The organism is Achromobacter sp. Bel (genome assembly GCF_012928505.1).
In the GTDB taxonomy this organism is placed as follows: domain Bacteria; phylum Pseudomonadota; class Gammaproteobacteria; order Burkholderiales; family Burkholderiaceae_B; genus Achromobacter.
The window spans coordinates 1-13,266 of the sequence record NZ_JABBJN010000015.1 but is presented as its reverse complement, the minus strand read 5'-3'; the positions used below and the strand labels follow the sequence as shown (position 1 = coordinate 13,266).

The following is a 13,266-nucleotide window of genomic DNA, read 5'->3' as shown; positions in this document are numbered from 1 at the left end:
CATCCCCCTTTTAGGGAAATGCGGGTTTGAAACCTGCGGCTATCCGGACAGCGATCCGCGCCCGGATGGCTGGATCAGCCGACCACGCGGAAGCGTTCGGCGTCGTCCATGAAGCCCTTGTCGCCAAAGCCGTTCTCGTTCGAACCGAACGGCATTTGCGCGCGCAGCTTCCACGACGCCGGAATTTTCCATTCGCTTGCCACGACATCGTCGATCAGCGGGTTGTAGTGCTGCAGGCTGGCGCCGACGTCGGCGTTGGCCAGCGCGGTCCAGACCGACAGTTGGGCCATGCCGCCCGCCTGTTCCGACCACACCGGGAAGTTGTCGGCGTACAGGGCGAACTTTTCCTGCAGGCTGCGGACGACGTCCTGGTCTTCGAAGAACAGCACCGTGCCCACGCCAGCGGCAAAGCTCTTGAGCTTGGCTTCGGTCTTGTCAAAGCCCTCGGCGGGCGCGACCTTGCGCACGGCTTCGATCGCCAGGTCCCACAGCTTGACGCTTTCAGCGCCGAACAGGATCACGGCGCGCGAGCTTTGCGAATTGAACGACGAGGGGCTGTGCTTGATCGCGTCCTGGATCAGGGTCGCCAGTTGCTCTTTGGAGGCCGACAGGTTGCGGCCCAGAGAATATTGGGTGCGGCGCTTCTTGAGGGCGTCGAGATATGCGTTGCTCATCAGAATATGACCTTTCGACCAGTAGATAGAGGGGTGGTATGCGAGGCGATTCTACCGGCCCGGCCATGACGGGAACACCCTTCCGACGCCGAAATCCGAGATTTTTAGCCGGAACAAACTGTTCCATTCATGAACCCAATCGGCTGGATAACGCAAGCAACAGCGCTAGTGTTCCCGCTAAGGACGCATCAATCCGCCCGGAATCCCGTCGCTTTCACGACGTCGGCCCAGCGTTTGGATTCCGAGGCCAACAAGGCTTGCAGCGCCGGGCGGTCCGACCCGACCACCACGAAGCCGGCTTCGCCCAGGCTGCGCACCGCGGCGGGCTGGGTGAGGGCCTGGGCGCTGTCCTTCTGCAAGCGGTTCAGCACCGCGTCCGGCGTGCCGGCCGGCGCGAACAGCGCGAACCACGCGCCGAAGTTGACGGCGGGCAAGCCGCGCTCGGCAAAGGTCGGCACGGCCGCCAAGGCGGGCGAACGCTGCGCGCCGGTGATCGCCAGCGCACGCAGCTTGCCACCCTGCACCTGCGGCACCGCCAGCGCCGTCGTCACGAATGCGGCCTGGACCGCGCCGGACACCAGGCCCGACACGGCATCGCCCGTGGAACGGTAATGAATGGCTTCGATCTTCATGCCGGCTTCGCGGGCGAACAGCTCGGCCCCGAAATGCCCGGGCGTGCCGGCGCCGAAGGTGGCGAAATTGAGGCGGTCCGCGGCCTTCCTGGCGCCGTCGACGAAGGCAGCCAGATCCTGGTACGGGGAATCGGCCGGCACCACCAGCACAAAGTCGGCGCGCACCACTTCGGAGATCGGCGCGAAATCGCGTGGCGGATCGTAGTTCAGATTGCGGTAGGTGGCAGGCGAAATGCTGATGGAACCGACCTCGCCCAAGAGCAGGGTCTGACCGTCCGCCGGGCTGCGCGCGACCGCCTGCGCGGCGATCTGCCCGCCCGCGCCTACCTTGTTTTCCACCACTACGCTTTCACCCAGCAGCGGCCCCATATGCTGCGACAGCGTGCGCGCCACGATGTCGGGCCCCGTTCCCGGCGGAAAGCCCACGTTCAGACGCACGGGGCCGTTGGGGAACTGCGCCACCGCCGCGATCGGCAGGCACAGCAGGAAGCCGCCCAACAGGCGGCGCAGCGTCGATGTCATGGTTGTCTCCGGGTTGTGTAGGATTTCGTTCCGTGGCGGGGGCCGCGGATTCAGCAGATGCGGTAGAAGCGCAATTCCACCCGGTCGGGGTAGCGCGCCCCGGTGCCGATGAACAGGCTTTCGTTCATCCAGCCCAACGCCGGCGACGCGGTTTCAAAGCGCGGATAGCTACGGAAATAGATGCGCGCGGGGTCGACGGCTTCGCCGCGCACCAGACGGGCGATGTCATCGGCGTGGCCCGTGCGGATGCCGGTGTTCTCGACGTAGATGCGTTCGCCGTCTGGGGTCTCGATCACGTAGCGCGCGTGGATGTCGGTGTAGGTGGCCGAACGGATCACCTGGAAATCCGCACCGCCCGGCAGGACCTTGCCACGAAGACGCGGGCCGTCCACCGTGCCGCCCGTGATCGGGATGAGGCGGCGGCGGCCTTGCGGCGTATCGCCCACTTCCTGCGGCGCGCCCACCTCGACCACCACGGTCGCCACGTGTTCCAGCGCCGGCGCCAACGGATCAGCCAACGGTTGCGCCAATGCCTCGGTGCTGTGGTTCATGATGCTTCCCCCCGGTTCTTCTGCACAGTGGCGGGATCGAATCCCGCGAGTTGTTTGTAGCGCAACGATACCGCCGCCAACTCCTGCGGCGCGATCACGTCGCCGATGTCGTCGAACCCGTGCGGCGCGCGCTCTTCGGCCATCTGCATTACTTGCTCCGGCCCGTTCAAGCGGTTGCGCAGGACGATGCCCGCCGTGCGGGGCAGGCGCTCGGCCTCGTATTCCAGCAAGGCGGTCTCGGGCAAGCGCACCGCGCCGCTTGCCGCTTGCGCCAGCCAATCCGACAGGCAGCGCGCGTCCAGAATCGCCTGCGCCGACCCATTCGAACCGATGGGGTACATGGGGTGCGCGGCATCACCCAGCAGGGTCACGCGCCCCCGCGTCCAGCGCGGCAGGGGGTCGCGGTCCACCAGAGGGAACTCGTAGATCGCTTGCGCGCCGTCGATGATGGCGGGGATATCGATCCAGTCCCAGCGCCAATCGGCGAAGCGGTCCGCGAACACCGACTTGTCCACCTGCCGGTTCCAGTCGGTGGCGGGCAGCTCGGCGCCAGGCACGGACAGTTCGGCGATCCAGTTGATCAACGACCGCCCCTGGCGGCGCAGCGGTTCCGAAATCGGATAACAGACGAATTTCTGGTCCTGATGCCCCGCCATGAACATGCTGCGGCCGTCCAGATAGGGCGGCGCTTCGGTCACGGCGCGCCACAGCATGCGGCCGGAGAAACGCGGCTCGTCGCCGGCAGGATGCAATTGGCGGCGCAACGCCGAATGGATGCCGTCCGCGCCCACCAGGATGTCCGCGCGCACGCTTTGCAGTCCCCCATCCTGCCGGCGCCGGAAATTCGCCACGACGCCTAAGGCATCCTGTTCCGCGGACTCCAGCACCCTGCCCGTGACGATGGCGTCCTCGCCCAGCCGTTCGCGCACCGCCTGCGCCAAGAGCATTTGGAATTCCCCCCGGTGCACCGAAAACTGCGGCAGTGGATACCCCGCGTCCAGCCCGCGCGGCTCGCGCCAGATCGGTTGGCCGAACTTGTTGTAGTAGTGCAGTTGCGAGGTCTCGATGGCGCGCTCGGCCAACCCGGGCATCAGGCCCAACTGCTCAAGTTCGCTCACCGCATGCGGCAGCAGGTTGATGCCCACGCCCAAGGGCTTGAGTTCCTGCGCGCTTTCATAGACGCGGCAATCGATGCCGCGCCGATGCAGCATCAAGGCGAGCGTCAGCCCGCCGATGCCGGCGCCGGCGATGACGATTTGCATGTCTGCTCCTGGTTTTATTTGTTATGCAACATAACAAAATCCGGACGCCTTCCGCACCCCGGGGATTTCCCGTAATCTGCTAGCGCGGCGACAATGGGTGCATTAGTGTTGAGGCCTTCTTACGCGATGGCCCCAAAAACCGCGATCCCGCCCCATGTCCAGAGCCGCATCCCAACGCCCCCGGCGCCCTGCCGCGCGGGGCGAGCATTTCGACCCGCATGTACCCGGCATCCGGTATGGCGCCTTGGACGAACTGGTCGGCTACGCCATCCGGCGCGCCCAGATCGTGATCTACGAAGACTTCCTGAATGCACTGGCGCCGTGGGACATCACGCCCCAGCGCTTTTCCTCGCTGACGCTGATCGCGGCCAACGCCAACCTGAAGCTCACGGACCTGGCGCGCATCCTGGGCATTGCGCGGTCGGGGGCCGTGCAGATCGTCAACCAATTGCAGGACCTGGGCTATGTCGAACGGCAGGAAGCCCAACACGACAAGCGCGCCTATTCGCTGGCGATGACCCAGACGGGCGAAAAGGTGTTGGCCGACATCACCCAAGCCGTCAAAGCGCATGACGCGCGCATCAGCACGCAATTGGCCGCGGCGGAAAAGCGCCAATTGATCGGCTTGCTGGGCAAGCTCGGGTAGCAGGCCCGGCGGGGCGGGCGGGCCCCGGTGATACGATCATCAGCGAGCCCCCAGACCAAGGAATCCGCCTTATGTCCCGTTCGAATCCTGCCGACGTGCCACTTGCCAATGGCCGACGCCGCCTGGCGCTGGACAGCGTGCACAACGCCCGCGATTTGGGCGGCCTGACGGGGGCAAATGGGCGGCGAGTGCGTGATGGCAAGCTGTTTCGCAGCGGCAATCCGGCGCGTGCCAGCGCCGCGGATATCGAATTCCTGGGCGGGCTGGCGCTGCAAGCCGTCATCGACTTTCGCGCCGACTCGGAAAAAGCGCAGGACGAAGCGCACTTCGGCAAACGCTTTACATGGATCGCGTCCCCCGTGTTGGATGGGAACATGTCGATGGCCGTGCTGCTGCCCAGGCTGCGCGACAGCACGCAAGCGGCGGTCAGCGCAATGATGGTGGATATCTACCGCGACTTTCCCTCCCGCTACCAGGCGCCCTTCGGCAGTTTTCTGCAGACGGCGGCTACGGGCAAGACGCTGCTGATCCACTGCACCGCCGGCAAGGACCGTACCGGCTTCGCCTCATTGCTGCTGCTGTCGGCGCTGGGTGTCTCGCAGGACGATATCGTGGCGAACTATCTGGAATCGAACCATTGGAACGCGCGTTTTTTCCAGCAGATCCTGGCCAAATCCGCGGAACGCGGCGTGCGTGACGACGTGATGATGCCGCTGCTGGAAGTCGCCCCCGCCTACCTGGAGGCCTCAGTGCAGGCGATCGATCAAGCATTCGGCGGCATGGACCGCTATCTGCGCGACGTTCTGCACGTGGATGTGGATGTCTTGCGCGCGCACTATCTGGAGGACTGAGGCCCCCCCCCCAAGGATCGAACTCATGCTGAAAGACCGCGCATTCCTGATCTGGCTCGCTGTGTTCGCGTTGATCGCCGGCACGTTGATTGCCTTGCTGTGGCCGAAGCATTCGGGCTATCCGTCCATCGGCGGCGGCGGCTACGACCTGTCGAATTGGGTCTACACGCTGAGCCTGCTGGCATTCACCGGCTTGTGGACGCTCGTCACCCTGCTGGTGGGCCTGAACCGCGGCACCCCGCAAGGGGCGAAACGGGCGTACTGGCTTGCCGCCATCGGCGCGGCCACCTTCGTCGCGTCGATGGTGGCGTTCGGCCATCATGTGACGTAGCCGCGCCGGCCGAACCGGAACGGCACGGCACAACAGCGCACGACACGAACGCCGAACCCGCGGGCATCCCCTTCCTGCGGTTTTTTTTGTCTTTACCGCCCTGCCGCCCCGCCATCAGGGCATTCCCCTATTACCCGTTGAGCGTCAAAAAACTATCGTATTCGAGAATTATCAAATAAGAGAATTCTCGCTTCCGACAAAAATGACTGCTGAACCCTTATACGATTTTGCCGTGGTCGGCGCCGGCATCGCCGGCGCGTCCGTGGCCTACCGCCTGAGCGCCGTGGCGTCCGTGGCAGTGCTGGAGCGTGAATCCCAACCCGGCTACCACTCCACCGGCCGTTCCGCGGCCATGTTCATGGAGACCTACGGCACGACGCAGATCAAGGCGCTGACCCGCGCCAGCCGCGCCTTCTACGAACAACCGCCGCAAGGCTTTACCGAGCACCCCCTGCTTAGCCCGCGCGGCGTGCTGTACATCGCCACGCCGGAACAGAAGGACCTGCTGCAGGAGGTATTCGAGGATTTCCACCGCCAGTCGCCCAATGTGACGCTGATCGACGCCGAACAGGCCGTGGCACGCGTGCCGTGCCTGCGCGGCGACCAGCTCTGCGGCGCGATCGAAGAACCCGATGCGCGCGACATCGACGTGCATGCGCTGCACCAGGGTTTCCTGCGTGGCATGAGGCAGCAAGGCGCGGTGCTGCGCAACAACGCGGAATTGGTATCCGCCGCCTACGCGGACGGGGCCTGGGCACTGACGCTGGCAGACGGGCACGTCATCCGGGCGCGGGTGCTGGTCAACGCCGCCGGCGCCTGGGCGGATCACGCCGCAGCCCTGTGCGGTGCCGCTCCCATCGGGCTGCAGCCATGCCGCCGCACGGCCTTCACGTTTCCCGGCCCGCAAGACATTGATTTTTCCCAATGGCCCGCCGTGGTCGGCGTGGACGAAAGCTATTACTTCAAGCCCGACGCCGGCCAATTGCTGGGGTCGCCCGCCAACGCCGACCCGGTGGCCGCACATGATGTCGTACCCGAAGAGCTGGACGTGGCAACGGGCATCTACCGCATCGAAACCGCCACGTCGCTTACCATCCGCCGCCCCAAACACACCTGGGCGGGCTTGCGCTCGTTCGTGCGTGACGGCGACTTCGTGGTGGGCTGGGATGCCGGCGCCCCCGCCTTCTTCTGGCTGGCCGCGCAAGGCGGCTACGGCATCCAGACCGCCGCCGCCACATCTGAACTGGCCGCTGCGTTGCTGACGCGCCAGCCCGTGCCCGCCCACCTGCACGCGCATGGCGTCGACGCCAACGCGGTGCGCCCCGAGCGCTTGCGCTGACCTTTCCCCCGAATACGAGAACCCGCCATGACCGCCATCATCCGTTATCCCAGCACCCTGCCCCTGCCGTTTTCGCGCGCCACCCAAGCGGGCGACTTCCTCTTCCTGTCGGGGCAGATCCCGATGGATGCCAGTGGGCAAGTCGTGCGCGGCGATATCGCCGTCCAGACCCACGCCGCCATCGAACGCATCAAGGAAACGCTGGCGCTGTCGCACGCCACCCTGAAGAACGTGGTGCGCGTGACGGTTTGGTTGTCGGACCTGACGCTGTTCACGCAGTTCAACGAGGCCTATCGCAGCCACTTCGCCTCGGACTTCCCTTCGCGCTCGACCGTCGAGGCCAAGCTGGCGATGGACGTGGACGTCGAGATCGAAGTGCAGGCGTGGCTGGGCGCGGAGCAGCCCCCTGCCGTGAAGGCCTGAGCCGCAACGGTTTGCTTGCAAGACAACGCCAGGCCCACCGCCTGGCAAGGCATCACCCCACTGCGCGCGCCACGATGCCCGCGCCCCTAGGGCCTGCCGACAGGCCTTAACCTTTTTTTTGCGCGGAGCGTCATTCATGAAAATATTCTCCGGGTCCCTGGCGACCGAAACGAACACCTTTTCCCCCATCCCGACGGGCCTGTCCGCCTACCGGGCACGCGGCTATTACCCCGCCGGCCAGCACCCCGACCGCATGCAGATGTTCTCGGGGCCGCTGTGGGCCGCGCGCCAGCGCGCCGTGGGCAAAGACTGGACGCTGATCGAAGGCATGACGGCAGGGGCCACGCCGGCCGGCATCACCACCCGCCACGCCTACGAGACGCTGCGCGACGAACTGCTGGAAGATCTGCGCCGCGCCGGCAAGGTGGATATCGCCCTGTTCGGCCTGCATGGCGCCATGGTGGCCGACGGCTATGACGACTGCGAAGGCGACCTGCTCCGCCGCGCCCGCGACATCGTCGGCCCGGATACCGTCATCGGCGCCGAACTGGATCCGCACTGCCATCTGACGGATGCCATGGTGAACAGCGCCGACTTCCTGGTCTGTTTCAAGGAATACCCGCACACCGACATCCTGGACCGCGCCTACGACCTGGTGGACCTGTGCGTGGCCCGCGCCGAAGGCCGCAGCACGCCGACGCGCGCGGTCTATGACTGCGAAATGATCTCGATCATGCACACCAGCCGCGAACCCATGCGCAGCTTCGTGGACCGCCTGATGGCCATGGAGGGCAAGGAAGGCGTGCTGTCGGTATCCATCGCCCACGGTTTCCCCTGGGGCGACACGCCCGACATGGGCTCCAAGGTCCTGGTCTATACCGACGGCGACCAGCGCCAGGCCGACGCGTTGGCGCGCGCGCTGGGTGAAGAGATCATCGGCTTTCGCGACCAGCTGGCGCCGCCCTACCCCGGAGCCGACGACGCGCTGGACCAGGCCTTGGCCGCGAAAGAATTCCCCGTGGTGCTGGCGGACTCCGCCGACAACGCGGGCGGCGGCGCGCCCAGCGACGCCACCTTCATCCTGGAACGCGTGCTGGCTCGCGGCATCACCGACGTCGCCACCGGCCCGTTCTGGGATCCGGTCGCCGTGCAGCTTTGCTTCGAAGCCGGCGAAGGCGCGCAGATCAAGCTGCGTGTGGGCGGCAAGGTGGCGCCCGTCTCGGGCATGCCGCTGGACCTGGATTGCGAAATCATCGCGCTCAAGCGCGATGCCGTCATGACGGGGCTGGCAGGCACGCCCGCGCTGCTGGGCGACGTCGCCGTGGTGCGCACCCGGGGCGTGACGATCGTCATGAACACCTCGCGCACCCAAGCCATGGGCACGGACCTGTTCACGCAGTTCGGCGTGGACCTGCAGGCCATGAAGCTCATCATCGTGAAGTCGTCCCAGCACTTTTATGCGTCGTACTCGAAGGTGGGCCGCCAGATCATCTACGTCGAGACGCCGGGCGCCATCACGCAGGACGTCAACGCGCTGCCGTTCACCAAACGCAAATTGCCCAAATGGCCGTTCAAGGCCTAAGGCGCCACCCATTGCCGCCCGACCGGGCATCCAGAATGAAAAAGGGGAAAACAATGATCAGACGTTTCAGCTTGCTGGGGGCCGCGGCGCTCCTGGCGATGAGCGCGGCCACGGGCGCGCTCGCCCAGACCAAGACCCTGCGCATGGTGCCGCACGCGGACCTGAAGACGCTGGACCCGCTGTTCAACACGGCCTACATCACGCGCAACCATGGCTACATGGTATTCGATACCCTGTTCGCGCAAGACAGCAAGGGGCAGGTCAAGCCGCAGATGGTGGACACGTGGACCACGTCCGAAGACGGCAAGACCTGGACCTTCACCCTGCGCCCCGGCCTGAAATTCAACGACGGTACGCCGGTCAAGGCCGAGGACTGCATCGCATCACTGCAGCGCTGGGCGAAAAAGGACACACTGGGCCAGGCCATGATGGCGGCCGGCGCCGAATTCGCCGCCACGGGCGACAACACGTTCACGCTGACGCTGAAGGAACCGTTCGGCCTGGTACTGGACGCCTTGTCCAAGCCCTCGGGCATGCCGCCCTTCATCATGCCCAAGCGCCTGGCCATGACGGATCCGAACACGCAGGTCACCGAGATGGTCGGATCCGGCCCGTTCCTGTTCAAGCGCGATGAATGGGTGCCCGGCAACAAGGTCGTCTATGTGAAGAATCCCGCCTACGTGCCGCGTGCGGAACCGGCCGACGGCCTGGCCGGCGGCAAAAACGTGAAGGTGGACCGCGTCGAGTGGCTGTACATCCCCGACGGCAACACGGCGACTGCCGCGCTGATGAACGGCGAGGTCGACATGATCGAACAGATCACGCCCGACTTCCTGCCCGTCGTGGAAAGCAACCCGGACATCACCCTGAGCACCTCGGTCGCCTCCCAGGGCATGGTCATCGTCAACGCGCTGCACCCGCCGTTCAACAACCCGCTGGCCCGCCAGGCGCTCTACCACCTGGTGAGCCAGAAGGAAATGCTGTCGGCCATGGGCTACCCGGAGAAATACCGCGTCGACTACTGCGCCACCCTGTACATCTGCGGTTCGCCGTTGGCGACCGACGCCGGCGCCGCCCCCTATGCCAAGCCTGACCCGGCGCGCGCCAAGCAATTGCTGCAGGAAGCCGGCTACAAGGGCGAGAAAGTGGTGCTGCTCTATCCGACCGACCACCTGAGCGCGCCCGCCGTGATGGTGCTGGCCCAGAACATGAAGAAGGCCGGCATCAAGGTGGACGTGCAGTCCATGGACTGGGCGTCGCTGGCCGGCCGCCGCCTGAAAAAGGATCCGCCCGAACAAGGCGGCTGGAACATCTTCCTGACTTGGGGCGGCTACTACGACGCCAGCACGCCGGTGACCAACCCCTGGCTGTCCGCCGCTTGCGGCAACAGCCTGCCGGGCTGGCCGTGCGACAAGGAACTGGACACGCTTCGCACCAGCTGGATCCGCGAGACCGATGCCGCCAAGCGCAAGGACATCGCCGCGCAGATGCAGGCGCGCGCCTACCAGACCGTGCCTTATGTCATGTGGGGCGAATTCAAACCCGTCTTCGCCGTGCGCGGCCTCAAGCACACCGAGCTGATCAAGAACGGCATCCCGGTGATGTGGAACATCGAAAAGCCGTAAGGCAGACGCCGGGCGCCACACGCGCCCGGCCGCAAGCCAGGGGGAATCCACCGTGAAATACATCCTGCGCCGCATCGCGGCCGTCATTCCAGTCATGGCCGTCGTCGCGGTCGTGGTATTCCTGTTGATACACCTGTCGCCGGGCGATCCGGCGGCGGTGATGGCAGGCGACAACGCCACCGCCGACGACGTCGAGAAAATCCGGCAGAACATGGGGCTGGACAAGCCGCTGCCCCAGCAGTTCGCCATCTGGGTCAGCCACATCGCCATGGGCGACCTGGGCACCTCGATGTCGTCGCAGATGCCGGTATCGCAACTGATCGGCCAGCGCATGGGGCCAACGCTATCGATCGCCCTCTTCACCATGCTGTTCGCCGTGCTGGCGGCCGTGCCCCTGGGCGTACTGGCCGCGTGGAACGCCGGCCGCTGGCTGGACCGGCTGGTGATGATCGGCGCGGTCTGCGCGTTCTCGGTGCCGGTGTTCCTGATCGGCTACTGCCTGGTCTATGGCTTTTCCATCAAGCTGGGGTGGCTGCCGGTACAGGGGTACAAACCACTGGCGGACGGCCTGGTTCCCTACCTGCGCCACCTGGTGCTGCCCTGCCTGTCGCTCGGTCTGGTCTACATGGCGCTGCTGACGCGCATGACGCGCGCGACCATGCTGGAAGCCCTGTCCGAGGACTACATCCGCACCGCGCGCGCCAAGGGCCTGTCGGCGGGTCCCATCGTATGGCACGCGCTGAAGAATGCCGCCAACCCTATCGTCACCACGATCGGCGTGGGCGTGGCCCTGCTGATCGGCGGCGTCGTGGTCACCGAAACCGTGTTCGCGATTCCCGGCCTGGGCCGCCTGACCATCGACGCCGTGCTGCGCCATGACTACCCGGTGATCCAGGGCGTGCTGCTGGTGGCCTCGGGCATCTACGTGCTGATCAACCTGCTGGTCGACCTGAGCTACCGGCTCTTCGATCCCCGCATCCGCTACTGAGAAGGCCACCGAATGAACACGACCACCCTGCCGCTTTCCGTACCGCGCCCGCGCCTGCGCCGCGCCGTCCGGTCGCTGCGGCGCCATCCCATGCTGTATGTGGGCGGGGCCATCCTGCTGGTGCTGGCGGCGATTGCGCTGGCTGCCCCCTGGCTGGCCACCGTCGACCCGCAGGACATTAACCCGATGGCGCGCATGAAGCCGCCGTCATCCGAACACTTCTTCGGCACCGACGCGCTGGGCCGCGACGTCTATTCGCGAACGGTCTGGGGCGCCCGCGTATCGTTGCTGGTCGGCATCGTGGTGGCGGTGGTGTCCACCGTGGCCGGCGTGATGCTGGGCATGCTGGCGGGCTATTTCCGCCGCGTCGACGCGCTCATCATGCGCATCATGGACGGGCTGATGGCCATTCCCGGCGTGCTGCTGGCGATCGCCCTGATGGCCACCCTGAAAGGCGGCCTGGGCACCGTGATCATCGCCATCGTCATCCCCGAAGTGCCGCGCGTCGTCCGGCTGGTGCGCGCGCTGGTGCTGACGATCCGCGAACAGCCCTACATCGAGGCCGCCGTCTCGGTGGGCACCCGCGTGCCGTCGATCCTGCTGCGCCATATCCTGCCCAACCTGTTCGCCCCGCTGATGGTGCAGGCCACCTTCATCGCGGCGTCCGCCATCCTGACCGAGGCCGTGCTGAGCTTCCTGGGCGTGGGCATTCCGCCACAGATCCCCAGCTGGGGCAACATCATGGCCGAAGGCCGCAACTTCGTGGCCGTGGCGTTCCACATCATCCTGTACCCCGGGCTGTTCCTGGGCGTGGCGGTGCTTGCCGTCAATCTGGTGGGCGACGGGCTGCGCGACATGCTCGATCCCCGTCTGGCCAAAAAGCTGTAGGAGCGCCCATGCAACCCACTCCCGTCTTGCGCGTACACGACCTCACCACCTGTTTCGACGGCGACGACACCACCGTCGTGGCCGTCGACAAGCTGTCGTTCGACCTGTTGCCCGGCGAAACGCTGGGCCTGGTCGGCGAATCCGGCTGCGGCAAGAGCGTCACGTCCCTGTCCATCATGCGGCTGCTGCGCGCCCCCGGGCGCGTCGCGGGCGGCAGCATCGAATTCGACGGGCGCGACCTGCTGGCCCTGCCCGAGAAATCCATGCGCGCCATCCGCGGCAACCAGATCTCGATGATCTTCCAAGAGCCCATGACCTCATTGAACCCCGTCATCACGGTGGGCAAGCAGATCAGCGAATCGCTCATGCTGCACCAGGGCCTGTCGCGCCGCGACGCGCTGGCTCAGGCCGAGAAGCTGCTGGAACTGGTGCAGATCTCGGATCCGGCGCGGCGCGTGCGCGAATACCCGTATCAACTGTCCGGCGGCATGCGCCAGCGCGCCATGATCGCCATGGCGCTGGCGTGCCAGCCCAAAGTCCTGATCGCCGACGAGCCCACCACCGCGCTGGACGTCACCATCCAGGCGCAGATCCTGCACCTGCTGCGCGACATCCAGGCGCGGCTGGGAACGGCCATCGTGCTGATCACGCACGACCTGGGCGTGGTCGCGCAGATGTGCCAGCGCGTCATCGTGATGTACGCCGGCCGCAAGGTCGAAGAAGGCAGCGTGGACGACGTGCTGGACCGTCCGCAGCATCCCTACACGCAGGCGCTGATCCGTTCCCTGCCCGACTTCGTCGATGGCCAGGACCACACGGCGCGGCTGGCCGAACTGCCCGGCATCGTGCCGGTGATGACGCCCGCCTCGCGCGGCTGCGCCTTCGCCGCCCGCTGCCCGCAGGCACTGGCGCGCTGCACCGAAGACGCGCCGCCCTCCATAGATCGGAAGAG

General features: G+C 66.1%; 14 protein-coding genes. 10 read left to right on the top strand and 4 right to left on the bottom strand.

What is annotated here, in order from left to right:
- Positions 1–74 precede the first annotated feature (74 nt).
- The 4 genes from HG262_RS11755 to HG262_RS11740 form a co-directional block, all read right to left on the bottom strand.
- Positions 75–674, bottom strand: a complete 600-nt coding sequence (locus HG262_RS11755) for a nitroreductase family protein (protein WP_169271196.1) — start codon at positions 672–674, stop codon at positions 75–77.
- A 188-nt stretch (positions 675–862) separates the two neighbouring features.
- Complete coding sequence (locus tag HG262_RS11750) at positions 863–1,828, bottom strand: tripartite tricarboxylate transporter substrate binding protein (protein ID WP_169271195.1); 966 nt, start codon at positions 1,826–1,828, stop codon at positions 863–865.
- A 50-nt stretch (positions 1,829–1,878) separates the two neighbouring features.
- Entirely contained in the window at positions 1,879–2,379 is a 501-nt protein-coding gene (locus HG262_RS11745; RefSeq protein ID WP_169271194.1) for a DUF3237 domain-containing protein, read from the bottom strand.
- Positions 2,376–3,641: a flavin-dependent oxidoreductase gene (locus HG262_RS11740; protein WP_169271193.1), complete on the bottom strand. Its 1,266-nt coding sequence runs from the start codon at positions 3,639–3,641 to the stop codon at positions 2,376–2,378. Before HG262_RS11740 ends, HG262_RS11745 begins: the two co-directional genes overlap by 4 nt.
- A gap of 154 nt (positions 3,642–3,795) precedes the next feature.
- Here HG262_RS11740 and HG262_RS11735 point away from each other — a divergent pair, with 154 nt between their 5' ends.
- The 10 genes from HG262_RS11735 to HG262_RS11690 all read left to right on the top strand — a co-directional run.
- Positions 3,796–4,287 carry a MarR family transcriptional regulator gene (locus HG262_RS11735; RefSeq protein ID WP_169271192.1) on the top strand — a complete coding sequence of 164 codons (492 nt, stop codon included), beginning with the start codon at positions 3,796–3,798 and terminating at the stop codon, positions 4,285–4,287.
- 71 nt (positions 4,288–4,358) lie between these two features.
- Positions 4,359–5,138, top strand: a complete 780-nt coding sequence (locus tag HG262_RS11730) for a tyrosine-protein phosphatase (protein ID WP_169271191.1) — start codon at positions 4,359–4,361, stop codon at positions 5,136–5,138.
- A gap of 25 nt (positions 5,139–5,163) precedes the next feature.
- Positions 5,164–5,469 (top strand): hypothetical protein, encoded by a 306-nt coding sequence (locus tag HG262_RS11725; protein WP_169271190.1) that lies wholly within the window; start codon positions 5,164–5,166, stop codon positions 5,467–5,469.
- Between the two features lie 202 nt (positions 5,470–5,671).
- Positions 5,672–6,808: an FAD-dependent oxidoreductase gene (locus tag HG262_RS11720; protein WP_169271189.1), complete on the top strand. Its 1,137-nt coding sequence runs from the start codon at positions 5,672–5,674 to the stop codon at positions 6,806–6,808.
- 27 nt (positions 6,809–6,835) lie between these two features.
- Positions 6,836–7,231: a Rid family hydrolase gene (locus HG262_RS11715; protein WP_169271188.1), complete on the top strand. Its 396-nt coding sequence runs from the start codon at positions 6,836–6,838 to the stop codon at positions 7,229–7,231.
- Between the two features lie 136 nt (positions 7,232–7,367).
- Complete coding sequence (locus tag HG262_RS11710) at positions 7,368–8,813, top strand: M81 family metallopeptidase (protein ID WP_169271187.1); 1,446 nt, start codon at positions 7,368–7,370, stop codon at positions 8,811–8,813.
- Positions 8,814–8,866: 53 nt separating this feature from the next.
- Positions 8,867–10,438 (top strand): ABC transporter substrate-binding protein, encoded by a 1,572-nt coding sequence (locus tag HG262_RS11705; protein ID WP_169271186.1) that lies wholly within the window; start codon positions 8,867–8,869, stop codon positions 10,436–10,438.
- A 52-nt stretch (positions 10,439–10,490) separates the two neighbouring features.
- Positions 10,491–11,426 carry an ABC transporter permease gene (locus HG262_RS11700; RefSeq protein ID WP_169271185.1) on the top strand — a complete coding sequence of 312 codons (936 nt, stop codon included), beginning with the start codon at positions 10,491–10,493 and terminating at the stop codon, positions 11,424–11,426.
- A 12-nt stretch (positions 11,427–11,438) separates the two neighbouring features.
- Complete coding sequence (locus tag HG262_RS11695) at positions 11,439–12,314, top strand: ABC transporter permease (RefSeq protein ID WP_169271184.1); 876 nt, start codon at positions 11,439–11,441, stop codon at positions 12,312–12,314.
- 8 nt (positions 12,315–12,322) lie between these two features.
- On the top strand, positions 12,323–13,266 hold a 944-nt coding region (locus HG262_RS11690), incomplete at its 3' end, for an ABC transporter ATP-binding protein (RefSeq protein ID WP_169271183.1).

What these genes read in the sequence shown, in the direction of transcription:
- HG262_RS11710 (WP_169271187.1), top strand. Translation starts at nt 7,368, where the DNA reads ATGAAAATATTCTCCGGGTCCCTGGCGACCGAAACGAACACCTTTTCC.
- HG262_RS11755 (WP_169271196.1), bottom strand. Translation starts at nt 674, where the DNA reads ATGAGCAACGCATATCTCGACGCCCTCAAGAAGCGCCGCACCCAATAT.
- HG262_RS11740 (WP_169271193.1), bottom strand. Translation starts at nt 3,641, where the DNA reads ATGCAAATCGTCATCGCCGGCGCCGGCATCGGCGGGCTGACGCTCGCC.
- HG262_RS11725 (WP_169271190.1), top strand. Translation starts at nt 5,164, where the DNA reads ATGCTGAAAGACCGCGCATTCCTGATCTGGCTCGCTGTGTTCGCGTTG.
- HG262_RS11750 (WP_169271195.1), bottom strand. Translation starts at nt 1,828, where the DNA reads ATGACATCGACGCTGCGCCGCCTGTTGGGCGGCTTCCTGCTGTGCCTG.
- HG262_RS11715 (WP_169271188.1), top strand. Translation starts at nt 6,836, where the DNA reads ATGACCGCCATCATCCGTTATCCCAGCACCCTGCCCCTGCCGTTTTCG.
- HG262_RS11695 (WP_169271184.1), top strand. Translation starts at nt 11,439, where the DNA reads ATGAACACGACCACCCTGCCGCTTTCCGTACCGCGCCCGCGCCTGCGC.
- HG262_RS11705 (WP_169271186.1), top strand. Translation starts at nt 8,867, where the DNA reads ATGATCAGACGTTTCAGCTTGCTGGGGGCCGCGGCGCTCCTGGCGATG.
- HG262_RS11720 (WP_169271189.1), top strand. Translation starts at nt 5,672, where the DNA reads ATGACTGCTGAACCCTTATACGATTTTGCCGTGGTCGGCGCCGGCATC.
- HG262_RS11745 (WP_169271194.1), bottom strand. Translation starts at nt 2,379, where the DNA reads ATGAACCACAGCACCGAGGCATTGGCGCAACCGTTGGCTGATCCGTTG.
- HG262_RS11735 (WP_169271192.1), top strand. Translation starts at nt 3,796, where the DNA reads ATGTCCAGAGCCGCATCCCAACGCCCCCGGCGCCCTGCCGCGCGGGGC.
- HG262_RS11730 (WP_169271191.1), top strand. Translation starts at nt 4,359, where the DNA reads ATGTCCCGTTCGAATCCTGCCGACGTGCCACTTGCCAATGGCCGACGC.